Origin of the sequence: Mesorhizobium sp. (genome assembly GCF_041661565.1) — a bacterium.
Taxonomy (GTDB): Bacteria; Pseudomonadota; Alphaproteobacteria; order Rhizobiales; family Rhizobiaceae; genus Mesorhizobium.
Genome location: NZ_JBAZUD010000019.1, coordinates 23,105 through 46,028, shown reverse-complemented (window position 1 = coordinate 46,028; position 22,924 = coordinate 23,105). Strand labels below are relative to the sequence as shown.

General features: G+C 64.7%; 16 protein-coding genes and 1 pseudogene. 7 read left to right on the top strand and 10 right to left on the bottom strand.

Annotated elements, in window-relative coordinates; genetic code table 11:
- Positions 1 to 337, top strand: a pseudogene (locus tag WC739_RS05770) (purine-nucleoside phosphorylase); the annotation flags it as partial.
- Positions 337 to 1,656: a thymidine phosphorylase gene (deoA, locus tag WC739_RS05765; RefSeq protein WP_372952053.1), complete on the top strand. Its 1,320-nt coding sequence runs from the start codon at positions 337 to 339 to the stop codon at positions 1,654 to 1,656. The pseudogene WC739_RS05770 and the gene deoA, both read left to right, overlap by 1 nt.
- Positions 1,657 to 1,708: 52 nt before the next feature.
- Here deoA and WC739_RS05760 read toward each other — a convergent pair whose 3' ends face one another.
- The 3 genes from WC739_RS05760 to WC739_RS05750 all read right to left on the bottom strand — a co-directional run bounded on the left by WC739_RS05760 (position 1,709) and on the right by WC739_RS05750 (position 4,119).
- Positions 1,709 to 2,269 carry a TIGR02281 family clan AA aspartic protease gene (locus WC739_RS05760; protein ID WP_372952052.1) on the bottom strand — a complete coding sequence of 187 codons (561 nt, stop codon included), beginning with the start codon at positions 2,267 to 2,269 and terminating at the stop codon, positions 1,709 to 1,711.
- 120 nt (positions 2,270 to 2,389) lie between these two features.
- On the bottom strand, positions 2,390 to 3,019 hold the full coding sequence (gene upp / locus WC739_RS05755) for a uracil phosphoribosyltransferase (protein ID WP_015315749.1): 630 nt from the start codon (positions 3,017 to 3,019) through the stop codon (positions 2,390 to 2,392).
- A gap of 125 nt (positions 3,020 to 3,144) precedes the next feature.
- Entirely contained in the window at positions 3,145 to 4,119 is a 975-nt protein-coding gene (locus WC739_RS05750; RefSeq protein ID WP_372952051.1) for an adenosine deaminase, read from the bottom strand.
- Positions 4,120 to 4,253: 134 nt separating this feature from the next.
- Between WC739_RS05750 and ubiE the strand changes: the two genes are divergently transcribed.
- From ubiE to coaBC, 3 genes are all read left to right on the top strand, one after another.
- The gene (gene ubiE / locus WC739_RS05745; protein ID WP_372952050.1) at positions 4,254 to 5,030 is read left to right on the top strand and encodes a bifunctional demethylmenaquinone methyltransferase/2-methoxy-6-polyprenyl-1,4-benzoquinol methylase UbiE; all 777 of its coding nucleotides are present in this window, start codon (positions 4,254 to 4,256) and stop codon (positions 5,028 to 5,030) included.
- A 70-nt stretch (positions 5,031 to 5,100) separates the two neighbouring features.
- Complete coding sequence (gene ubiB, locus WC739_RS05740; RefSeq protein WP_372952049.1) at positions 5,101 to 6,675, top strand: 2-polyprenylphenol 6-hydroxylase; 1,575 nt, start codon at positions 5,101 to 5,103, stop codon at positions 6,673 to 6,675.
- 90 nt (positions 6,676 to 6,765) lie between these two features.
- Entirely contained in the window at positions 6,766 to 8,235 is a 1,470-nt protein-coding gene (coaBC, locus tag WC739_RS05735; RefSeq protein WP_372952048.1) for a bifunctional phosphopantothenoylcysteine decarboxylase/phosphopantothenate--cysteine ligase CoaBC, read from the top strand.
- 64 nt (positions 8,236 to 8,299) lie between these two features.
- Here the strand turns inward: coaBC and WC739_RS05730 are convergent, their stop codons facing one another.
- Positions 8,300 to 8,875: an invasion associated locus B family protein gene (locus tag WC739_RS05730; RefSeq protein ID WP_372952047.1), complete on the bottom strand. Its 576-nt coding sequence runs from the start codon at positions 8,873 to 8,875 to the stop codon at positions 8,300 to 8,302.
- A 31-nt stretch (positions 8,876 to 8,906) separates the two neighbouring features.
- Positions 8,907 to 16,913, bottom strand: coding sequence for an autotransporter outer membrane beta-barrel domain-containing protein (locus WC739_RS05725; protein WP_372952046.1), 8,007 nt, complete (start codon positions 16,911 to 16,913; stop codon positions 8,907 to 8,909).
- A gap of 6 nt (positions 16,914 to 16,919) precedes the next feature.
- On the opposite strand from WC739_RS05725, the gene WC739_RS05720 reads away from it, so the two are divergent.
- Positions 16,920 to 17,399: a hypothetical protein gene (locus WC739_RS05720; protein ID WP_372952045.1), complete on the top strand. Its 480-nt coding sequence runs from the start codon at positions 16,920 to 16,922 to the stop codon at positions 17,397 to 17,399.
- A 439-nt stretch (positions 17,400 to 17,838) separates the two neighbouring features.
- Here the strand turns inward: WC739_RS05720 and WC739_RS05715 are convergent, their stop codons facing one another.
- Positions 17,839 to 18,177, bottom strand: coding sequence for a hypothetical protein (locus tag WC739_RS05715; protein ID WP_372952044.1), 339 nt, complete (start codon positions 18,175 to 18,177; stop codon positions 17,839 to 17,841).
- A 109-nt stretch (positions 18,178 to 18,286) separates the two neighbouring features.
- Here WC739_RS05715 and WC739_RS05710 point away from each other — a divergent pair, with 109 nt between their 5' ends.
- Positions 18,287 to 18,763 (top strand): NUDIX hydrolase, encoded by a 477-nt coding sequence (locus WC739_RS05710; protein WP_372952043.1) that lies wholly within the window; start codon positions 18,287 to 18,289, stop codon positions 18,761 to 18,763.
- Positions 18,764 to 18,772: 9 nt separating this feature from the next.
- On the opposite strand, the gene WC739_RS05705 is transcribed toward WC739_RS05710, so the two are convergent.
- The 4 genes from WC739_RS05705 to WC739_RS05690 are packed head-to-tail and all read right to left on the bottom strand — an operon-like array spanning position 18,773 to position 22,882.
- Positions 18,773 to 19,621, bottom strand: coding sequence for a citryl-CoA lyase (locus WC739_RS05705; RefSeq protein WP_372952042.1), 849 nt, complete (start codon positions 19,619 to 19,621; stop codon positions 18,773 to 18,775).
- Positions 19,618 to 20,802: a CaiB/BaiF CoA transferase family protein gene (locus tag WC739_RS05700; protein ID WP_372952041.1), complete on the bottom strand. Its 1,185-nt coding sequence runs from the start codon at positions 20,800 to 20,802 to the stop codon at positions 19,618 to 19,620. Before WC739_RS05700 ends, WC739_RS05705 begins: the two co-directional genes overlap by 4 nt.
- Positions 20,803 to 20,817: 15 nt before the next feature.
- Complete coding sequence (locus tag WC739_RS05695; RefSeq protein WP_372952040.1) at positions 20,818 to 22,341, bottom strand: tripartite tricarboxylate transporter permease; 1,524 nt, start codon at positions 22,339 to 22,341, stop codon at positions 20,818 to 20,820.
- Between the two features lie 4 nt (positions 22,342 to 22,345).
- Positions 22,346 to 22,882 carry a tripartite tricarboxylate transporter TctB family protein gene (locus WC739_RS05690; RefSeq protein ID WP_372952039.1) on the bottom strand — a complete coding sequence of 179 codons (537 nt, stop codon included), beginning with the start codon at positions 22,880 to 22,882 and terminating at the stop codon, positions 22,346 to 22,348.
- Positions 22,883 to 22,924 lie beyond the last annotated feature (42 nt).

Genomic DNA, 22,924 nt, shown 5'->3' with positions numbered 1-22,924 from the left:
CGCGGCGATCGAACAAGCAGCCAGGGCGACCGGCACCACGCTTCACAAGGGCGTCTACATGTGGTTCTCCGGCCCCTGCTTCGAGACGCCGGCCGAAATCCGCATGGCACGCGTCATGGGCGCCAACGCCGTCGGCATGTCGACCGTGCCCGAGGTCATCCTCGCCCGCTTCCTCGGCCTGCGCATCGCCGCCTGCTCGGTGGTCACCAATCTGGCCGCCGGCATGACCGGCGCAGAGCTTTCGCACCAGGAAACCAAGGACATGGCGCCGGTCGGCGGCGCGCGTCTGGCGACGATCCTGCAGCGGCTGTTTTGCGACGGGTTGCTGGAGGGCTGATGCTTCCCCAGGAAATCATCCGCCGCAAGCGCGATGGCCTGAGGCTGTCGGCGCCGGAGATCGCCGCCTTCGTCGGCGGCGTGACATCGGGCGCGGTTTCCGATGGCCAAGTCGGGGCCTTTGCCATGGCCGTGTTCTTCAATGGCATGAACCGCGACGAGGCGGTGGCGCTGACGCTTGCGATGCGCGATTCGGGCGACGTACTCGACTGGTCCGACCTGCCCGGCCCGATCACCGACAAGCATTCGACGGGCGGCGTCGGCGACAATGTTTCGCTGATGCTGGCGCCGATCGTTGCCGCCTGCGGCGCCTATGTGCCGATGATTTCCGGCCGTGGCCTCGGCCACACCGGCGGCACGCTGGACAAGATGGACGCCATCCCCGGCTATGTCAGCCAGCCCGATGTCGCGCTGTTTCGCAAGGCGGTGCTCGAGACCGGCTGCGCCATCATCGGCCAGACCGCCGACCTCGCGCCCGCCGATCGCCGGCTCTATGCGATCCGCGACGTCACCGGAACCGTTGAATCCGTGCCTCTGATCACCGCGTCGATCCTGTCGAAGAAACTGGCGGCCGGGCTGCAATCGCTGGTGCTCGACGTCAAGGTCGGCAACGGCGCCTTCATGGAAAAGTCGCGCGACGCCACCGCGCTTGCCAACAGCCTGGTCGAAATCGCCAATGGCGCCGGGCTCAAGGCCTCGGCGCTGATCACCGGCATGAACGAGCCGCTGGCCTCGGCCGCCGGCAACGCCGTCGAGGTGCGCAACGCCGTCGATTTCCTCACCGGCCGCCGTCGCGACCATCGGCTGGAGGACGTGACGCTAGCACTGGCCGCCGAAATGCTGCAGACGGCGGGACTGGCATCGTCCAACCAGGACGGCATGCGGCGCGCTTCGGCGACGCTCGCCAGCGGCAGTGCCGCCGCCACCTTCGGCCGCATGGTGGCGGCGCTTGGAGGTCCGGCCGACATCGTCGAAAGGCCGGAGAAGTACCTGGCGGTCGCGGCAACGGAGTTTGCGGTCAAGGCGAACGCGAACGGCTTCGTCACTGGCATAGCCACGCGCGACATCGGACTGGCGGTTGTCGGCCTCGGAGGCGGGCGCGCGCGGCCGGAAGACAAGGTCGATCCGGCCGTCGGCATCACCAGGCTGCTGCCGATCGGCGCCGAGGTTCGGGCCGGCGAACCGCTGGCGCTTGTCCACGCCCGCTCGCAATCGGACGCGGAGGCTGCCGCTGCCGCCGTGCTTTCGGCCTATGCCATCGGTGCTTCGAAACCGGCCGCCGACAGGTCGGTCATCCGGCGGATTCTGCCGCGCGGATGATCAATGCCAGGGGATGCCTGGAACAGCTTTCCGTGCACTGAGAGCCCCTGCCCTACTGGACGAGCAAAAGCGTGCCGTTCTGGGCCTCGTATTTGCCGAGCCGGTTGAGGAAGCTCATGCCGATCAGGTTGGTCCGCAGCGCCTTGTCGTCGAGCACGATGGCCTGCACATCGTTGACGGTGATGCCACCGACTTGCAACCGGCTGATCATCACCACGGCCGCCTTGATCGTTCCGTTGGCTGTACTGACCTCATGGCTGAAATCGGACGGATTCAATGACAGGCCCACTCTGCGCGCCGTGGAACTGTTGACGGCGACCAGCGTCGCACCCGTGTCGATCATGGCGTCGACCTGGCGGCCGTTGAGCCTGAAAGTCGAGACAAAATGTCCGCGTTCGTCCGCCGCGACGACGACCTTGCGGCCGAGCGGCGGCGTGGCCAACTTGTCGGGGCTCGACGCCAGGTCGACATCCGGCTTGACCTCGACCACCGCCTTGCTTGCCATCGGCGAATTCAGCAGGGTCTCGAGCAGTTGCGGGTTCGACTGATACACGATCGGTATCGATGCCGACGTGCCGGCGATGGTGCCAAGGATGAGAAGTCTGCGCAGCATGGAAGGCCTTCGTGACAGGCCATCCCTAGAGATTCTTGGTGTCCGCCGCTTTAACGCGCGCCGATACCGCGCCTTTGCGTAAACAATTGGTAAATCACGCCGGGCAAACCTGCCTTGGCGCTACTTTGTCCCGTACATGCGGTCGCCGGCATCGCCGAGGCCCGGCATGATGTAGCCCTTCTCATTGAGCTGGCGGTCGATCGAGGCCGTGAAGACGGGAACATCCGGATGCGCCTTGGTGAAACGCTCGATGCCTTCGGGTGCCGCCAGCAGGCAAAGGAAGCGGATGTTGGTGGCGCCGCGCTCCTTCAACTTGTCGATCGCGGCGATCGCCGAATTGGCGGTCGCCAGCATCGGATCGACGACGATGACCAGCCGGTCGGCGAGATCGCTCGGCGCCTTGAAGAAATACTCGACCGCTTCCAGCGTTTCGTGGTCGCGGTAGAGGCCGACATGCGCGACGCGGGCCGCCGGCACCAGGTCGAGCAGGCCTTCGAGCAGCCCATTTCCGGCGCGCAGCACCGAGGCGAAGACCAGCTTCTTGCCCTCCAGCGTCGGCGCTTCCATCGTCTCCATCGGCGTCTCGATCGTCGTCGTGGTCAGTTCGAGATTGCGGGTGACCTCATAGCCGAGCAGCAGCGAGATCTCGCGCAGCAGCCGCCGGAAACCGGCCGTCGACGTCTCCTTCTTGCGCATGATGGTCAGCTTGTGCTGGACAAGCGGATGGTCGACGACGGTGACGCCCTTCATGGTGTTCTCCTGGTGCGTGTCGCCCGGCGCGCGAACGCGCTTCAGGCTGCTGGAACGACCCTAGCGTCTATGCGCCGGCCAAGGAACCGCCTGGCGGCCCCGACCACAGCTTTGTCGGGCGAAATTCAGCGTGCCGCGCCATTCAGCCGGGCGAGAAGCGCCGTCCTCGTCTTGCGGTCGACGAAAGCGGCCTCGATGGCGGTTCTGGTGACGGCGAGAAGCGCCTTTTCGTTCATCGCGAAATGCTCGGCTGCGATGTCGTATTCCCGCTTCAGCGACGTCCAGAAATAGGGCGGATCGTCGGAATTGAGCGTCACCTTGCAGCCGGCCGCACGCAGGGCCGGGAAAGGATGATCGGCGAAACTGTCGAACAGCTTGAGCGCGATGTTGGAGCCGGGACAGCATTCGAGCACGATGCCTTCGTCGGCGATGCGCCGGACAAGGTCCGGATTCTCGATGGCGCGCACGCCATGGCCGATGCGGGACGGACGGATGTGGTCGAGGGCCGCCTCAACGGTCTCCCAGCCGGTCAGTTCGCCGGCATGGACGGTGATGCCGAGCCCAGCCTCGCGGGCGATCTCGAAGGCCCTGACATAATCCTCCATTTCGCCGATCCGCTCGTCGCCGGCGACGCCGAAGCCGGTGACCAGCGGATGCCCGCAGCGCGCTGCGAAGCGCGCCGCCTGCTCGATCGACTCGACGCCGACATGGCGCACGCCGGTGACGATCATGCGCCCCTCAATGCCGGTCTTGGCCTTGGCGCGGAGCATGCCTTCACCCAGCGCGTCGGTATAGGCCTTGGGCGACAGGCCGGCCTTGGCTGCATGGTCCGGCGAGGTGAAGACTTCGGAATAGATTGCCCCGTCACGGGCCAGGCTGGTCAGATAATGGTCGGCCAGCCGCGCATAGTCCTCCTCGGTCCGGAACAGGTCGGAGGAAAAGTCGTAAGCGGCGAGGAAAGACGTGAAATCATGCCAGACAAATGAGCCATTTTGAATGTAAGGCGAGGTGTCCTTACCGTATTTCTGCGCCTGGCGGATGACGAGTTCGGGCGCTGCTGCCCCTTCGATGTGGCAGTGCAGTTCCGCTTTCAAAGGCATTCAAACATCCCGTCGGTCAGTCCAGGTCTTGAAAACCCACCACCTGGAAGCGCGGCTGAACACCGCGCCTTAAACAATAGCGCCCGCACCATCGATCGGCTATGGTCCCGCCGGTTTTATGACGGATCAAAAAAATGTCAGTTGAGAGAACCACGGCCGCTGGCGGCATGGAAACCTCCTATGGTTTCAAGCGTGTCGGGGAAGGCGAGAAGCAGTCCCTGGTCAACGATGTTTTCCACAAGGTCGCCAACCGCTACGACCTGATGAACGATCTGATGTCGGCCGGCCTGCACCGGCTGTGGAAGGATGCCATGGTCACCTGGCTCAATCCTCCCAAGCGTGCGGGCTGGAAGGTCCTCGATGTCGCCGGCGGCACGGGCGACATCGCCTTCCGCATCGTCGATGCGAGCCACGGCCTGGCCCATGCCACGGTGCTCGACATCAATGGCTCGATGCTCGCCGTCGGCCGCGACCGCGCCGAGAAGAAAGGCCTGTCCGGCAACACTGATTTCGTCGAGGCCAATGCGGAGGAACTGCCCTTCCCGGACGCCACATTCGACGCCTACACCATCGCTTTCGGCATCCGCAATGTGCCGCGCATCGATGTTGCACTCAGTGAAGCGTTCCGCGTGCTGAAGCCGGGCGGGCGGTTCCTGTGCCTCGAATTTTCCGAAGTCGAAATGCCATTGCTCGACAAGGCCTACGAGGCCTGGTCCTTCAACGCCATTCCCAGGATCGGCAAGATGGTGACCGGCGACGGCGAGCCTTATTCCTATCTCGTCGAATCGATCGCCAGGTTTCCCAACCAGGCGAATTTTGCCGCAATGATCACGCGCGCGGGCTTCGAGCGCGTCTCCTTCCGCAATTATTCCGGCGGTATCGCAGCACTGCATTCGGGCTGGAAGCTTTGAGGCCGCGCCGCTTTTCTCAGCCTCGATGGTGCGTGGGCGGGTTGATGAAACCGGCGGGACAGGCGCGGCCATGAGCACCATCAGTGCTGGATTTCGGCTCGTACGGGCCGGTTGGGTGCTGGTGCGCGAGGGCGTCGTCGCAGCGCTTCCCGGCGAAGAACTGTCGGGCCTGCCAAAATTCGGCTGGCGGCTGGCGCGGCTGTTCACCCGCCGCCGCGCGCTGGCCTATGAGCGCAGCGACCGGCTGGCCAAGGCGGTGGTCCGGCTCGGACCATCCTATGTCAAGCTCGGCCAGTTCCTGGCGACGCGACCGGACGTTGTCGGCAACGACATGGCGCTCGATCTCGCCATGCTGCAGGACAAGATGCACACCTTCCCGAAGGTGGAAGCGGTCGCTGCCATCGAGGCCTCGCTCGGGCGCAGGATCGGCGACCTCTATATGCAATTCGGCGATCCCGTCGCCGCCGCATCCATCGCCCAGGTCCATGCCGCAGAAACCATGCAGGAGGGCGTGGCAACCAAGGTGGCGGTGAAGGTCATCAGGCCGGGCGTGCGCCGCCGCTTCTTTCAGGATCTTGAAAGCTATTTCCTCGCCGCCCGCCTGCAGGAGAAATACGTCCCTTCGTCGCGCCGGCTGCGGCCGGTAGAGGTCACCGAGACGCTGGCCCAGACCACCAAGATCGAGATGGATTTGCGCCTCGAGGCGGCGGCACTGTCCGAGCTTGGCGAGAACACCAGGGACGACCCGGGCTTTCGCGTCCCCTCCGTCGACTGGGAGCGTACCGGTCGTGACGTGCTGACCATGGAATGGGTCGACGGCGTCAAGATGAACAACATCGCCGGCCTCGAAGCCGCCGGCCATGACCTCAAGGCGATCGCCGCTAATCTCATCCAGTCGTTCCTGCGCCACACGTTGCGCGACGGCTTCTTCCACGCCGACATGCATCCGGGCAATCTGTTCGTCGAGGCGAACGGCACCATCGTCGCCGTCGACCTCGGCATTGCCGGAAGGCTCGGCAAGAAGGAGCGCCGCTTCCTCGCCGAGATTCTCTACGGCTTCATCACGCGCGACTATCTGCGCGTCGCGGAAGTTCATTTCGAGGCAGGCTACGTGCCGCGCCAGCACAATGTCGCGGCTTTCGCGCAGGCGATCCGCGCCATTGGCGAGCCGATCCACGGCCAGCCGGCCGAGACCATTTCGATGGCCAAGCTTCTGACCCTGCTGTTCGAGGTGACCGAACTTTTCGACATGGCGACGCGCCCCGAACTCATCCTGCTGCAGAAGACCATGGTTGTGGTCGAAGGCGTGGCGCGGACGCTCGACCCAGCCTTCAACATGTGGAAGACGGCCGAGCCGGTGGTGGGTGACTGGATCGCCGGCAATCTTGGCCCGCGTGGCATGATGATCGATGCGCGGGACGGCGCCAAGGCGCTGTTCACGCTCGCCCGGCAGGTCCCCGAGCTTGCCGCGCGAGCGGAGCGGCTGTCACGCGAGATAGACCTGATGGCCGAGCACGGTCTGCGCTTCGACGAGACCACCGCGCGGACAATCGGCAAGGCCGAAGCACGCTACAGCCGCTCCGGCCGCGTGGCGCTGTGGGTCATCGCGCTGACGCTGGTCTATATCGCCTGGAAGATCATCTAGCGCCGAGCCGGGACTCCTGTTTCGAAACTTGCAGTGATTTGATTGCATTGCTATCATTGCCATCAGCAATCGCATGTAGAGTGCAATCAAATGGCCAGCATCACCATTCGCAACCTTGACGATGAGGTCAAGGAGCTGCTGCGCCGCCTGGCGGCGGAGAATAACAGGTCCATGGAAGAACAGGCGCGGGTCATGATCCGGGCCGCTGTTGACGGCCAGATCGGTCAGGGCCGTATAGACCAGATCGAGAAAACACTGCGCGAACTGACCAACGTGCACGGCGCGGCGACCCTGGTTGGCGCCCCGGCAGGCAAGATCTTTCCGCGGGGCACGCTTTCCGGCAAGCGTATCCTGCTCATCATCGGCGGCGGCATCGCCGCCTATAAGGCGCTGGACCTGATCCGTCGCCTGCGTGAGCGCGGCGCTGCGGTGCGGGTGGCGATGACTGCAGCCGCGCAGGAATTCGTCACCACGCTGTCGGTCGGCACGCTCTCCGCCGACCATGTCTTCACCGAGCTGTTTGACCGCAATGACGAGCACGATGTCGGCCATATCAGGCTGTCACGCGACGCCGACCTGCTGGTGGTGGCGCCAGCCACCGCCGACCTGATGGCCAAGCTTGCCAATGGCCTAGCCAACGATCTTGCCTCCACCGTGCTCCTTGCCACCGACAAGAAGGTGCTGATGGCGCCGGCGATGAATCCCCGGATGTGGGCGCACCCGGCCACCCGCCGCAATCGCGCGACCCTGCAGAAGGACGGCGTCGCCTTCGTCGGCCCTGCCAGGGGCGAAATGGCCGAGAGCAACGAGGCGGGCGAAGGCCGCATGGCCGAGCCGCTGCAGATCGTCGCCGCGATCGAGGCGCTGCTCGATGCCGGTCCCAAGCCGCTCTCCGGGCGCAGGATCATCGTTACGTCCGGGCCCACGCATGAGCCGATCGATCCCGTGCGCTACATCGCCAACCGGTCATCGGGCAAGCAGGGTCACGCCATCGCGGCGGCTCTCGCCCGGCTCGGTGCCGATGTGCACCTCGTCTCCGGGCCGGTTGGGATCGCCGACCCCGCCGGCGTGCAGACCGTCCATGTCGAAGCAGCGCGGGAGATGCGCGATGCGGTCGAACAGTTACTGCCCGCTGACGCGGCGGTGTTCGTCGCCGCCGTCGCCGACTGGCGTACCGAGAACGCGGCCGGCGAGAAGATCAAGAAAGTGGCGGGCGAAGGCCCTCCCGTGCTGCGCATGGTGGAAAACCCGGACATTCTCGCCGGAGTTGGCCACCACAAGCTGCGGCCCAGCCTTGTCATTGGCTTCGCCGCCGAGACCCAGGACCTTCTGCGCAATGCCGAGGCCAAGTTGGCAAGGAAGGGCGCCGATTTCATCGTCGCCAATGACGTGTCGCGCGAAAGCGGCATCGGTGCGTCGGGCGTGATGGGCGGCGACCGCAACAGGGTGCGGATCGTGTCCAAGGCCGGCGTCGAGGAATGGCCCGAGATGAGCAAGGACGAGGTGGCGGCGCGGCTCGCCACCCTGATTGCCAAACGATTGCAGACCATCGTCGTTTGAGCAGCCGGCCCGGCCCGCTCACCACCGCTGCTGCCAGGCGGCGTGCCGGGTCGCGCCTCGATCGTCAGTCGGCCAGAAGCTCGGCGGTTCGGCCAAGCGCACCGCTGAAACCATTGAGCGGGATGGAAAAACTCACCGCCTGTCCGGTGTCGGCGGCAAAGGCGTCGATCTTCAGCGTGGTGCCCGCCTTGAGCAGCGGCGTGACATTCGCGTCGAACGCCACCGGCACCAGGCAGCCGACGACCTGGCAGGTGTTGAACTGAAGGCTGCCGTCCAGCTTCTGGTCGTCGATCGTCAGGTTGATGCCCTTGGCGAGCGCCAGGCCGAACGGCAAGGCAAGGGTACCGGTGGCATCGTCGCCGGTCTTGCTCGTCAGTTCTATCGCCAGCAGCCGCTGGTTGGTCTGCTTGTTGAATTGCTGATGCGACAGGCTGCAGGTCTTGTTCGTGCCCGATATCTGGCAATTGACTGTCCAGTCGCCATGGGTTTCGGACAGCGCCGAAGCGCCGCCCGGCAGCCGCGGTGCATTGGCGGCGGGCGCCGCCACCGCCTTGTCGCTCTTGCTCTGTGCCGCCATGGCCGGCGAACCGGCAATGCAGGCCAAACCCAGCATTGCGACAACATACGTGTACTTAGACATCAAGACCCCTCCCGCCCAGTCTCGGGCCAGCCTAGAAGCTGACCTTGAGAGAGGCGCTGACCGCGTTCTGTTTCACCGTTTCGCCGAAGGCGCCGTTGTACCGGACCGACATGCCGACGCCATTGACGCCGTTCAGTTCGATACCGGCGCCGACGCGATAGAGCGGCGAATCCACGGCTTCCGTCAAGTGCAATGCGGGGTTGCCCGGCAAATTCTCCGCCGCCGCGAAGCGGCCTTCGATCTCCCATTCCTTGTTGGAGAACTCGACGCCGGCCTTTCCGTAGAGACGCAGGCTGGCAATGTCGCTGAGCGGGATGTCGGTGCCCAGTTCGAGCGCCGGCGTCGCCGAATAGTACGTGTTGGCCGAGCCGTCGAAGTTGAAGGCGGCAACCGATTCCTCCGCCGTGCCCGAGCCCTTTTCCTTGCCGGAGACACGCAACCAGCGTGCATCGAACTGCACGGTCGGCTGCAGGTAGAACGCCCCCATCTGCTGGGTGAAACCAAGCCGCGCCGAGCCGCCGAATTGCGCTGTCCTCTGCGTGTAGGTGACGCTGTCGCCGACGCCCGGCAGCAACTCCTCGTCAAGGTATTTACCGTCCAGCATTTCACCGGGAATGAAGGCGACCGGGTCGATATGGGTGTCGCGTTCGCCCTCGAAGGAACCGGTGCCGCCGCCCAGCGCGAAGTCGATGAAGTAGTTCTTGTTGGCGTATTTTGCCAGCGCATAAGCCTGCCAGGCCTCGCCGGTGGTTTCCGACAGCCGTGCCCCGTTGAAATCGATCTTCGAGTCGAACTCCGTGCGGCCGATGGTGGCGCCCAGCGACCAGTTCTGTCCAATCTCACTGATCCCGCCGAGCGACATCGTCTTCAAGATGTCGTCGCGGCTGGTCGTCCCGGCGCCGGCGTCGCGGCTGTATTCCGCCTGCGGGCTGATCGTTCCCCAGATGCAGCGGCCGTCGGGGTTCTTGTAGGCGGGAACGCCGGTGCACTCGCGGGCCGTCTCCAGCATGATGTCGGCTTCGCGGTTGATCATGTCGAACGTGTGCACGGCGTAATGCGGCGTCAGCCGTGTCAGTGCGGCGCCCAGTTCCTCCTCCGTGGGGGAGAAGCGCAGCATGTTGATCAGCCGCGCCATCGGATTGTCCGGGGTGGACGCGGCCTCGACGTCATCGAGATACTGGGCCATCTGATAGACGCCGGGATCCGTGGTGCCGGAACCAGGGCCCTGGGCAAGTTCCAGGAAGGTCGGGTTGTCGGCATAGAGGACAAGATCGGTTCCGCCGACAACCTTGGTCTGGAAGTTGAAGCCGACCGCCGGATACAGCGTCTGCGGCGTCAGGTAATTATCGACCATCGATGAACCCGTCGCCAACACATACTGGGTGAAGAGCTTGTCGATCGACAGGAAGTTGAGCGGCGCCGTGCCGTCGAAATTGCCAGCTCCGGTCAAGGTCAACGCATCGGTGATCTGGTTGTTGAGGTCGATGTCAGTGACGAAATCACCGGTATCCATCTGCGTGAACCCGCCGGTAATGTCCACGGTGGCAACCACGCCGATACCCTGGTTCGTCATCAGGCCCTGGTTCTTGAACAGGCCGCCGGAGCCGAGATTGATGCTCTTGAGACCCACCATCGAGGAGTTTTCGAAATTGTCGAACTCATTGGTGCCGCCGCCGAGGTCGATGTTGCCAATGACGCGGCCGAGATGGTCGGCATCGATTTTCTGGTTCTTGACCTTGTCGTTGCCAGATGTGCCGGAGATCGACAGCGGGCTGAAATCGTCGAGCAGGGTTTCGAGGATTGCGTCCGTGGGCACGACGGGCCCTGGAGCGAGGAGGGACGCGCTGAATGCCGCCATATTCGACGGGAGTACGCTGAATGTCGGGTTGGCCCCCATAGCGTACAACAGGCTGTTGTTATTCACCGTGTTGTCCTGGCCGCCGACCAGCATGGCTGCGACACCGGTCGCCGCGCCGCCAATCGTGTACTGGCCATTCAGGTTCATGGTGATGTTGCCCTTGTTGCCCTTGGCCGTGCTTTCGCCATAGGCAGCCACAGAATCCGCACCCTGCGCGAACAGATTGGACTTTGCTGTCAGTGTGACTGCGCTGGAATTGCCTTGGCCGGTCGCACTCTGGCCGAACAGCGCATAGCTTTCCGCGCCAAAGACAACGATCTGGCTGTTCGCCGTTGCCGCGGCCGCATTGGCATCGCCAATACCGCCGGCAGAGCCGGCACCCTTGTTGAGGCCGCCCGCTATACCGCCACCGCCACCGACCGCCTGCACGACGATGCCGTGCGAACGCAGACCGGTCGTTTCGATCTCCCCGGTCTGGATGACAGTGACCGTGCCGCCGACGCCTTTTGAGCCGTCCAGCATTTCCAAGGTCAATCCATCGGGGCCGTCGCCGTCGTCACTGGTTGCGAACCGACCGAAGCTGGTCCCACCAATGCCGCCGCCGCCGCCCACCGATTGTGCAACAATGGCGATGGAATCCGTCCCCTCGGTGATGATCGTACCTGTGCGCTCGACATAGACGTTGCCACCGTCGCCACCGTCGCCTCCCAATCCGCCAACGCCCAACGACACCTTGGCCTTGCCGGAAGCATCTGCGCCCATGCCGCCGCCGCCGCCGACGGATTGCGCGACCACGCCATGAGCCAAGGCGCCCGTGGTGTGGATGTCGCCGGCGACCAACACCTCGACATAACCACCCTTGCCGCCGAAGCCACCGTTCACGCCAACCTGAAGCGAGTAAGAGCTGTCGCCTTCGGACGAATTGGTCATCGAACCGCCAAAGCCGCCACCGCCACCGACCGACTGAGCGAAGATGCCGATTGCACCAGCGCCGGATGTGTTGATGGTGCCCGCATTGTGATGAACGTAGACATCGCCGCCATTCGCACCGGCGCCAACCACCTTGTTGGGGCCAATCGTATCGGCGAGCGCCAATTGAATGCCAATGGCTGTGCTGCCGTCCGAAGCCTGAGTTAAGGAACTCGACGCACCGCCGCCGCCGCCGATCGACTGCGCAAAGATGCCGTGCGACATGACGCCTAAGGTGGTGATGTTTCCGTAGTTCGTGACGCGCACGGTGCCGCCGTCGGCACCGCCCGCACCTGTTCCACCGAGTTGCAAGGTCACGGTCGTATCGCCACCCTTGGCTTGGCTGTTGCCTGCGCCCGCCGACCCGCCGCCACCGCCGACGGACTGCGCGAAAATCCCGTCCGCATTGTCACCGGCGGTCACTATGGTGCCCGTCGCATTGTTGGTGACCGTTACATCGCCGCCCTTGCCGCCCTTGCCGCCCTTGCCACTGAGAGAAGCGGCTATCTGATAGTCCGCTTCCTCGCTGGTGGTACCCGCCGCTCCACCACTGCCGCCGCCGCCGCCGATGGACTGGGCCTGGATGCCGTGCGACCCGTGACCGGTGCGCGCATCGGTCAAGAGATTTAGAGTGCCGGTCGTGATGACGCCCGAATTTTCAACGATGACGCTGCCGCCAGTGCCGCCGCCATCAGCAAAGCCGCCCACGACCAGGTTCACAGTTAGCGTGTCGCCCGATCCTCGGCTCTCGCCACCGCCGCCAGCGCCGCCGCTGCCGCCGATCGATTGTGCGAAGATGCCGACCGACCGATTGCCAAGGGTGCGGATTTCACCAGTGATTGTGTTGGTGACGTGAACAAAGCCGCCTAGGCCCGCAGCACCGCCGAAACCACCCACGGAACCGCCGATCGCATATTCGGCTTCTACACCTGACGATGCCGCACCGCCGATACCGCCACCGCCACCGACGGAACTTGCGGTCATGCCGTTCGATTCATCAAGATCCGTGTTGATCTTGGCGGAGTTGGTGACCTGGATCTCGCCTCCATTGCCAGCGTCGCCGCCCGCCAGTCCGATGCCCGCACCGACCGAAACGGTTGCGCTGCCGCCATATTTGCCCTCGCTGCCCGCCGCCGCGGCTCCTGCGACGCCACCGCCGCCGCCTACCGACTGCGCGACGATACCGGCCGATCCATACCCATGCGTATGGATGTTGCCTGAATTGTCGACGATCACCTTCATGCCGCTGCTGCCGCTGTCCGGCCCGAGCGCGTAGGTCCCCCATTCCGCCTGGTTGGTGACCCCGTCGTGATCGCGATCTCCGGTAGCGTCACCGCCGCCGCCGCCGATTGCGAGGTTCGCGTCGACCGTGGTGCCTTCGCTGTCGCCGAGATTGAGCGCCTTGGCATCCGCCGAGCCGCCGGCACCGCCGCCGCCACCGATCGACTGGGCAAGGATGCCATTGGAGAAATCACCAGACGTTTCAAGTATGCCGGAGTTTATGACGGTGACCGCGCCACCATTGTTTCCGTCGCCCCCCTGACCGCCGATAGCCACATTGGCGTTGACGTTGACGTTCGAGCCCGTACTGACCGATGCCGTCGTGCCGCTGGCCGAGCCGCCGGAGCCGCCGCCGCCGCCGATCGACTGGGCAAGGATAGCGTTGCTGGTATTGCCACTCGTGGTGATCTTGCTGCCATTGTTCACGTTGACGGTGCCGCCGGTGTTTCCGGACCCTCCCCAGCCGCCGACCGTTACCGTGGCATTGACGGTGACGGTTCCGCCAAGGCCGCCGGCGCCAGCCATGGAGTCGCCGCCATTGCCGCCGCCGCCGCCGACCGACTGCGCCAGGATGCCATGCGAATTGTTGCCCGTTGTCACGATCGTACTGGACGGATCGTTGAGACCAAAATTCACGGTCACCGTGTTGCCGATGCCGCCGCCGCCGCCCTTGCCGCCGATGGAGGCGCCCAGATTGATGCTGACCGTGGGGCTAAAGCTGCCGGAATAGGTGCGGCTGCGTCCGCCGTCGCCGCCGCGGCCGCCAACCGATTGCGCCAGTATGCCGCCGCCGTTGTCCGGATTGTTACTGCCCGATACCTCAGGATTCGCCACCGATGCGATGTGACCGTTGCCGGTCACCTCCACTGTTCCGCCATTACCACCTGCAGCGCCGGCTCCACCGACAGCCACAGACAACGCGCCTGCCGGATAGGGGTAGATGTTTGCCGCCGCAGACAAAGCGAAAGCATCGCCGCCGCTGCCGCCATTGCCGCCGACCGATTGTGCGAAGATGCCCTTGGAGCCGCCGCCATACACCGAGATATCCCCGGTTTGGCGAACGATGACGTTGCCGCCGACACCACCCCCACCACCACCACCGCCGATCGACACGGAAATGGCCGCAAGGCCAACCGCAACGGAGTTGGAGGCACCGCCATTGCCGCCGCCGCCACCCACCGACTGGGCCAGGATGCCATGCGAAAGGCCACCATAGGTTTTGATGAGGTTGGCGGTGTTGGTGACGTCGACCAACTTGCCGTCACCGCCCTTTCCGCCGCCGCCGCCAACCGATACGGCCGCCGTCGTGCCGACGGCATAGCTGAAGCCACCATCGCCACCGCCGCCGCCCACCGACTGGGCGAAAAGGCCCATCGATCCATATTGGCGCGTCGTAATGTTGTTGGTGTTGGTCGCACGAACCTCGCCGCCGCTACCGCCACCATCGCCGCTGCCCGCGACGGATACAGCTGGCCCGACACCGGCCGCGATCGAGAACCCGCCCGAGCCACCACCACCACCCACGGACTGCACCAGGAAGCCGTGCGAAAAAATACCGTCCGTTTTCAACTCGGCGCCATTCGAAGCGGTCACGTTGAGTCCGATACCGCCGACGCTTCCGTTACCACCAACACCTACATTGACACCCAGCCCGGCCGAGATTGTCGATCCTCCGGCACCACCGCCGCCACCGATGGATTGAGCGACAAAGGCATGGGAATATTCGCCTGAAGTCGATATGCTGCCGCCATGTATCGTGGCGACGACCTCGCCACCGTTGCCGCCGCCGGCGCCTTTACCACCAATGCCGACTGAAACGGCCAGGGATCCCGCAAGTGAGAAGCCGCCGCTTCCGCCGCCGCCGCCGATCGACTGGGCAAGAACGCCAATCGAGCGGTCGCCACCAGTGACGATTGTGGCGCTACTGACGTCGAGATCGACGCGTTCGCCATTGCTGCCCTTGCTTGATCCGCCGCCGACACCGACGGCAACCCCCGCCGAGAGATTTACCGAGAAGCCGCCATTGCCGCCGCCGCCGCCGATTGACTGAACGATAAGGCCAGCGGAATCGTTGCCGCGCGTGGTGATGGTGGTGGTGTTCGACGTATACTTGGCCGTGCTGGTGGTGCCACCCACGTCGCCAGCGCCGCCAATGCCGACCGAAACGGCGAAGCTGCCTGTGAACGCGCCGCCGCCATTGCCGCCGCCGCCCCCTACCGACTGCACGATGATGCCCGCCGACCGATCCTGGAACGTATCGACTGTGCCGTTAAAAGTGGCGTCTGCGGCCATCGACTTGCCGCCGCCCGATCCGCTGCCGCCGACCGAGACCGCCGCGGCAACGCCGACTGCTCCCGAGAAGCCGCCATTGCCGCCGCCGCCACCAATGGACTGCACGATCAACCCGGTCGAATCGACTCCGTGCGTTTCGATCTTCTGGAGGCCGTCGGCCACCGTGCGGAAAAACACCTGACCGCCATCACCGCCCTTGGACCCGCTTCCGCCAACCCCGATCGCAGCGCCGAGGCTGCCCGCGACGTTGAAGCCGCCATTGCCGCCACCGCCGCCGATCGACTGCGCGATGAAGCCCGCGGAGCGGTCGCCAGAGGTCTTGACCGAACCGCCGCTGGTGACATCCACCAGCTTGGCACTACCACCGGCAGCGCCGCCACCGCCCACGCCGACGGCGACGCCGAGGGAAACGCTGACCGAGAAGCCACCATTGCCGCCGCCACCGCCGACCGACTGTGCGACCACACCGGCCGAATCGGCACCACCGGTTGTGACATCGGCATTACCGACGGTGTAGTGCACCTCGCCGCCGTCGCCACCTTTTGAACCCGAGCCGCCTACGGCAACCGAAGCGATGCCGCCGGCAGCGATCGCGCCGCCACCATTGCCGCCGCCGCCGCCAACCGATTGCACGAGCATTCCGATCGCTGACCGGCCGTTTGTGCTCACGATAACGCCGGCTCCAGCCTGGTTGGCGGTCACGCTGAGGCCATTTCCGGCGGTGCCGCCGCCGCCGCCTACCGCGACTGCCGCCACGGAGCTTCCTACCGCAACAGCATAGCCGCCATTGCCACCGCCGCCGCCGACCGATTGCGCCAGGACGCCTATCGAGCCATCGCCGCCATTGTTGTCCCCGCCCGTCCTGATTTCGCCGCCGACGCCGACAATCACGTTTTCCGCATTGCCACCGCCATCTCCCCTGCCGCCAGTGGAAACGAAAACGCTCCCAGCGCCGCCGCCGTTGCCGCCACCACCGCCGATCGATTCAACCAGCATACCGATTGCGTTGGATCCAGAGGTCGTTATCTTGCCGGTATTTGTCGCGGTGACCTGCCCGCCATTATTTCCGTTCTCGCCGGACCCGCCGCCAGCATAGAAGAGGCCGAAAGCGCCTCCACCATCACCGCCGGCACCGCCGATCGACTGGACGACCAGTCCGCTGGCGGAGTCGCCGTTGGTTGTGATGGAGCCGGAATTGTCCCCCGAAGCGCTGCCGCCTTGGGTTGCAGTTCCACCATTGCTGCCGGAGCCCGCGAAAAGTGTCGAAGTTGAATTTCCGTCGCCGCCTTTGCCGCCTGAAGAGCGAACAAGCATGCCGTAGGAAAACGACCCGGAAGTCGTGACTGAACCGGCGTTGCTGCCGGTGGCCGTGCCGGCACTGCCGCCATTGCCACCCTCGCCGGCATTGGCGTATCCGGCCGAAACGGCATTGCCGCCCGTGCCGCCATCGCCGCCGCTTGCGTCGACGAGTATACCGATCGAATTTGTGCCGGTGGTCTCGATTATGCTCGAGATAGTGGCGGTCGCACTGGCGGTACCACCAGCACCGCCACTTCCGCCATCGCCCTCATCCGCGAAAATGAGACCACCGCTGCCGCCGCCATTCCCGCCTCTGCCGCCGGTTGCCGTTGCAACCATGCCGTGATGCAAATCACCGTCCGTGAACAGCGTGGAGGTGGTATTTGTGGCCGTAGCGCTTCCAGCGTTGTTGCCGTTGCCACCCTCGCCGCCATTGCCTACAAGAAGCAGAAAGCCATATCCACCGCTACCGCCATTGCCACCGTCGGCCGTGACATCGAAGGCGCTCGTGAGGGGCGGAGCCGGCGCGGTAACGGTCTGATCGACACTGTTGACTTGCGATACGTTGCCACCCAAACCACCGTGACCGCCGTCACCGTCATAGCCGCTGCCGTTGCCACCGTTGCCGCCGTTGCCATTGATCAAGAGCTGCGCGTTAACATTACCGGACGAAATGGGAGAAAGTCCCACCAGTGCGGTCGCGCCGAGCAGGAGCACCAGCCGTCTTGGCAAGATGGCGACCCGAGGATTCGCCCGCGCCGCGCCATCCTTTTGTGGCGTCGCTCCGTCTTGGCGGGGGGGTTCGATCGAACGGGACCTGCTTGATTCCAGGCCAGCCGATCCAAAAGACCGGCGCCCAGCAATGCGTTCTGACGACGAAGCCATGCCCGTACCCCCTACGGTGGCCGCCCTCAATCGCTCCTTGAGTCAGCCCCACCGCTATTGTCTGCCCCACGCAACAAGACGGCCTGCACTTCCAAAATAAGCTCGATGCATTGATGCCAGCGAATCGGAATCCCCACTTCGGAGAGCTGACTTAGGCAGAGTACATCAACTTATTCGGGATGGAACAGAAAACTTACGCTACGACACGTAGCAAAGCCTGTAATGTTTGATAGTCGTCATATGACGGTAATCCGCCGTGCGACGCCGGACTTGGAGATGGCAAACCAATCTTGGCGCAATCCATGCCCTGACCATGGCATCGCCGCGCCGGCGCCCTATATCAATGAGATATGATTTTCCCTCGCGTGAGCAAACGATGTCAGTCCTTCGACAGGTAATTTCCGCAACGGCACTGCTGGCCCTGACCGCGCTGGCGGGCGTATGCGTGTCCGCTTCCGCGCAGGTCCTCAATTCCCCCACCGGCAACGCGCTGATCCAGCAGAATGACCTGCAGATCCTGCAAAACAGGGTACAGCGGCAGCAATACCAGCAGCAGCAGCAGCAGTATCGTGCGCAGGACCGCCAGATCGTGCCGCCGCCCAGGCCGGAGGTGCCGGCGCTGAAACCAAGTTGCCGGACGCAGATAATCGGTACCACCGCCGTAACCAATTGCCGCTGATATCCAGGCTTTTGCCGCTGACATCCAGGCATATTTCATTTATTTAGCCGACTTATGTAATTGGCGTGCGTTTCGGTACACGCGAAAATTTTGGTTTTGCAACGATGGCGTGGCGCGGTATGCGGCATCCCGTCGACTGGATCATTGAATGGCGGTTACCAAGAAAAAGGCGGTGTGCAAGGCGAAGAAGGGCGAGAGGATCCGCCAGGTGGCGGCCGTTCCCTTCCGGCTGAACGCGCGCGGCGATATCGAGGTGATGCTCGTCACGTCCCGAACGACCAGGCGTTTCATCGTTCCCAAGGGTTGGCCCATGAAGGGCAAGAGCGGACGCAAGGCCGCCGCCATCGAAGCGCGGGAGGAAGCCGGCGTGCTCGGCAAGACGCTGAAGGAGCCGGCGGGCACCTACTCCTACTGGAAACGGCTGGCCAGCCGCTTTGCCCGTGTAGACGTCATCGTCTACCTGCTCGAGGTAAGCGAGGAACTGGAGAACTGGCAGGAGGGCAACCGCCGCCAGCGGGCCTGGCTTGCACCGGCCGACGCGGCCACCCTCATCGACGAACCCGATCTCTCCACGCTGGTGAAGACATTGACGATCGAGCGGCCCGCACCGGCTCCCCCTGCCTGAGATCAGCCCTCACTCGACGACATCATCGGCACCGGGGACTGGCCGTACTGGCACGCCGGTATAGGCCCACAGCCATTCGCGTGGCAGCGGACCCTTGTTACGCCCCGACTGCTGCGACTGTTCCCAGGCATGCGCGAGGATGCCGACGGAGCGCGACAGCACGAATAGCCCGCGCGTCAGCGGCGGTGGAAAGCCGAGTTCGCCGTAGATCACGGCGGTGGCGCCATCGATGTTGAGCGGTATCCTCTTGCCCTTGCGCCTTGCCACGTCAGCCTCGATCGCCTCGGCGATGTCGGCAAAGCGTCCTGCGACGACGCCCCGCGCCGCAAACTCCCGGGTCAGTTCCAACAGGCGCGGCGCGCGCGGGTCGACCGGGTGGAAGCGATGGCCGAGCCCCGGCACATAGCCCTGATCCTCGGCGAAGAAGCGGTCGAGGCGCATCGATACCGCATCGTTCAGCACCGCGCCCTCGTCGAGCATCACGGCAATGTCGCCATAGAAGGAGAGCGCCTGTTCCCCGGCGCCGCCATGAACGTCGCCCAGCACGTTGATGGCCGACGCCATGGCGCTGTTGATGCCCACGCCGCAGGTCGCCGCCATGCGCGCGATGGCGATCGACGGCGCTTGCGGACCGTGGTCGACGGCCGCGCCCAGGGCAATGCCGAGCAGCGCCGCCTGGTCCTCGCTGGGCAGTTCGCCACGCAGCATCAGCCAGATGACGGCCGGAAAGCTGGCGCGGCCGATCAGATCCTGGATCTCGTAGCCGCGCAACCGGATGACGCCGGGACGCATCTCGATGATATCGGTCCGCCACCATTCCTCGCCGCGCTCACGTCCGGTCTTCGGGGTGTCGGTCATGCCCGGGCCTTTGCATTGGCGCGGGGCGGCAAACCGCCGAACACCTCGTCCATGTGTTGGCCCAGCGCCGGCGGCGGCATTGTCGGCAGCGGGGCCTTGCCATCGACCATGAAGCCGCCGCGCAAAACGGTCAGCGGCCCGTCCATGTCGGGCACGCCGCTGAAATCCTGGGTGACCTGGCGTTCAAGCACTTGCGGCTCGGCCAGCACCTGCGGGATCGTAAGCACCCTGCCCGCGGGCACGCCGGCACGAGTGAGCGTTTCCTCCCAGACCGCCGCAGAAGCGCCCGTCAGCGCGGCCTCGATCTCGAGCGTAAGGGCCGCGCGATTGAGCTTGCGCGCCTCGCGCTCGGCAAAACGGCTGTCGGCGGTCAGGTCCGGCCGTCCGATCAGCCGGCACAATGTCACGAACTGCTCCTGCTTGTTGGCGGCGATGTTGAGCAGGCCATCGCCGGTCCGGAACGCGCCGGAGGGTGCCGCGGTCATGTTCTCATTGCCCATCGGCCGTGGTTCGATCCCAGCGGTCAGATAGTTGGAGACCGGCCAGCCGAGCGCCGAGAGCGTGCATTCGAGCATCGAGACATCGAGAAAGGCGCCTTCGCCACTTGTCTTCTGCCGAACCAGTGCCGAGGCAATCGCGAACGCGCCCACCAGTCCGCCAAGCGTATCCGCCACGGGATAGCCGACGCGCAGCGGCGCCGTTTCCGGCGTGCCGGTGATGCTCATGATCCCCGAAAGGCCCTGGATGATCTGGTCGTAGGCTGGATTGTCACGCATCGGCCCGGTCTGGCCGAAACCCGATATCGCGCAATAGACAAGGCCGGGACGGACCGCCTTCAGCGCCTCGAAGCCAAGTCCCAGCCGCTCCATAACGCCGGGGCGGAAATTTTCCACCAGGGCATCGGCGCTGGCGACCAGATCGAGGAAACGTTCGCGATCGGACGGGTTCTTGAGGTCGAGCACGACGGATCGTTTGCCGGCGTTCTGCGCCAGGAACGAGGCGCCCATGCCGGCGCTGTTGAGCCTCTCCGAACCGCCGAGCTGCCGCGCCAAGTCGCCGCCCTTCGGCGCCTCCACCTTGATCACGTCGGCCCCGAGCAGTGCCAACTGATAGGCGCAATAGGGCCCGGCCAGAACATTTGTCAGGTCGAGGACACGGATACCGGAAAGCAGGTCTGTCATTTCACGTCTGATCGGTCAGGCATCGCCGGGCACGTGCTCCGGCCCGCGCCGCCGACGATGCTCGACATAGGCCCAGATATGCGGACCGACCAGGCCGATGAAGGCGAGCGTCAGCAGCGTCAGCGACAGCGGATGCTTGTAGAACACCGACCAGTCGCCGTTGGAGATGGTCATCGCCCGGCGAAACTGGGTTTCGGCGAGAGGGCCCAGGATCATCCCGATGATGACGGGAGCGGTCGGGAAATCGAAACGCCGCATCAGGAAGCCCGCCGCGCCGAGCAGATAAAGGATGACGAGGTCGATCGGCGATTGCGAGATGCCATAGGTGCCGACGGTCGCGAACACCAGGATGCCGGCGTAGAGCTGCGGCGCCGGGATTTTCAGGAGGCGCACCCAGAGGCCGATCAGCGGCAGGTTGAGGATGACCAGGATGACATTGGCGATGAACAGGCTGGCGATCAGGCCCCAGACGAGATCGCCCTGCGTCGTCAGCAGCAGCGGTCCTGGATTGATGCCATAGCTCTGGAATGCCGACAGCATGATCGCGGCCGTCGCCGATGTCGGCAGGCCGAGAGTGAGCATAGGCACCAGCACGCCGGCGGCGGACGCATTGTTGGCGGCTTCCGGGCCGGCAACGCCTTCGATGGCGCCGACCGTGCCGAATTCATGCTTGTGCTTGGAGAGCTTCTTTTCGATGGCATAGGACAGGAAGGTCGGGATTTCGGCGCCGCCGGCCGGCATGGCGCCGATCGGAAAGCCGATCGCGGCGCCGCGCAGCCAGGGCTTCCAGGAGCGCTGCCATTCGGCGGCCGTCATGTAAAGCGAGCCTCTCAGTGGCACGATCTCGTCCCTGCCGGCGTAGCGGCGCGAGGCCATGTACAGCGTCTCGCCGACGGCGAACAGGCCGACGGCGGCGATGATGACGTCGACGCCGTCGAGCAGTTCGGTCGAACCGAAAGTGAAACGCGGCTGGCCGGTCTGCAGATCGACACCGATCAAGCCGATGACGAAGCCGGCGAACAGGCTGGTCAGGCCGCGCACCGAGGATGAACCGAGCACCGCTGAAACCGTGATGAAGGCCAGCACCATCAGCGAGAAATACTCGGCCGGACCGAAGGCCAGCGCGAACTTGACGACGATGGGCGCCAGGAAGGCGACGCCCATCGTGCCGATCGTGCCGGCCACGAAGGAGCCGATCGCCGAGGTTGCAAGTGCTGCACCACCCCGGCCGGACCGGGCCATCTTGTTGCCCTCCAGCGCGGTGACGATGGTGGCGCTCTCGCCCGGCGTGTTGAGCAGGATCGACGTCGTCGAGCCGCCATACATGGCGCCGTAATAGATCCCCGCGAACAGGATGAAGGAGGCCTCCGGCGCCACCTGGTAGGTGATCGGCAGCAGGAGCGCGATGGTCAAGGCCGGCCCCAGGCCGGGCAGCACGCCGATTGCCGTGCCGAGCGTGGTGCCGAGCAGGCACCACATGAGGTTTATGGGCGTGAAGGCGACGGCAAAGCCGTGCGCGAGATGGCCAAGCGTGTCCATGGCGTCAGCCTCCGAACGCGCCGATGATCGCGTCGATCACCGTGTTGAGCTGATTCTCGATGAAACCGGCGCCGATATTGACGCCCAGCGCCCTGGCAAAGCCGAAATAGGCGGCCAAGGCCAGGATCAAGCCAAGCAGCGCGTCGCGCAATGTGCGCTTCGAGCCGAAACCGAAACAGACAAGAACGAACATGACCACCGATGCGGCGGTGAAGCCGAGCGGGCGGATGAGCAGCAGGTTGGCGATCAGGCCGAGGACGACGAACCCCATCGCCTTCCAGTCGGTCGGCGTTTCCTTTTCCTCTTCGGGCTGCCAGCCGCCACGGAACGCCGCGAGGATCAGCAGCAGGGAAAGAACCGCCAGGCCGACCATGGTGATATAGGGAAAAACGGTCGGGCCGACCTTGGAGTAGAGCGGCGACACAGGGATCGCCAGCGTCTGCCAGGCCACGGCGCCGGTGCAGGCGAGAAGCCCGATGCCGACCAGCAATTCCGGCACGGCAAGGCGCGGTGGCGCCGATGGCTGGCTGGTGGTGCTCATGAGTGTCCTCCCCAGGATAGCCGACCCAAGATTACAGGCCGA

Excerpts from the sequence above, each read along its gene's own strand:
- WC739_RS05695 (WP_372952040.1), bottom strand. The coding sequence starts at position 22,341 with ATGGACACGCTTGGCCATCTCGCGCACGGCTTTGCCGTCGCCTTCACG.
- ubiB (WP_372952049.1), top strand. The coding sequence starts at position 5,101 with ATGAGCACCATCAGTGCTGGATTTCGGCTCGTACGGGCCGGTTGGGTG.
- deoA (WP_372952053.1), top strand. The coding sequence starts at position 337 with ATGCTTCCCCAGGAAATCATCCGCCGCAAGCGCGATGGCCTGAGGCTG.
- WC739_RS05715 (WP_372952044.1), bottom strand. The coding sequence starts at position 18,177 with ATGAAATATGCCTGGATGTCAGCGGCAAAAGCCTGGATATCAGCGGCA.
- WC739_RS05750 (WP_372952051.1), bottom strand. The coding sequence starts at position 4,119 with ATGCCTTTGAAAGCGGAACTGCACTGCCACATCGAAGGGGCAGCAGCG.
- WC739_RS05725 (WP_372952046.1), bottom strand. The coding sequence starts at position 16,913 with ATGGTTGCAACGGCAACCGGCGGCAGAGGCGGGAATGGCGGCGGCAGC.
- ubiE (WP_372952050.1), top strand. The coding sequence starts at position 4,254 with ATGTCAGTTGAGAGAACCACGGCCGCTGGCGGCATGGAAACCTCCTAT.
- WC739_RS05720 (WP_372952045.1), top strand. The coding sequence starts at position 16,920 with ATGCAAATCACCGTCCGTGAACAGCGTGGAGGTGGTATTTGTGGCCGT.
- WC739_RS05710 (WP_372952043.1), top strand. The coding sequence starts at position 18,287 with ATGGCGGTTACCAAGAAAAAGGCGGTGTGCAAGGCGAAGAAGGGCGAG.
- coaBC (WP_372952048.1), top strand. The coding sequence starts at position 6,766 with ATGGCCAGCATCACCATTCGCAACCTTGACGATGAGGTCAAGGAGCTG.
- upp (WP_015315749.1), bottom strand. The coding sequence starts at position 3,019 with ATGAAGGGCGTCACCGTCGTCGACCATCCGCTTGTCCAGCACAAGCTG.
- WC739_RS05730 (WP_372952047.1), bottom strand. The coding sequence starts at position 8,875 with ATGTCTAAGTACACGTATGTTGTCGCAATGCTGGGTTTGGCCTGCATT.
- WC739_RS05760 (WP_372952052.1), bottom strand. The coding sequence starts at position 2,269 with ATGCTGCGCAGACTTCTCATCCTTGGCACCATCGCCGGCACGTCGGCA.
- WC739_RS05700 (WP_372952041.1), bottom strand. The coding sequence starts at position 20,802 with ATGACAGACCTGCTTTCCGGTATCCGTGTCCTCGACCTGACAAATGTT.
- WC739_RS05690 (WP_372952039.1), bottom strand. The coding sequence starts at position 22,882 with ATGAGCACCACCAGCCAGCCATCGGCGCCACCGCGCCTTGCCGTGCCG.
- WC739_RS05705 (WP_372952042.1), bottom strand. The coding sequence starts at position 19,621 with ATGACCGACACCCCGAAGACCGGACGTGAGCGCGGCGAGGAATGGTGG.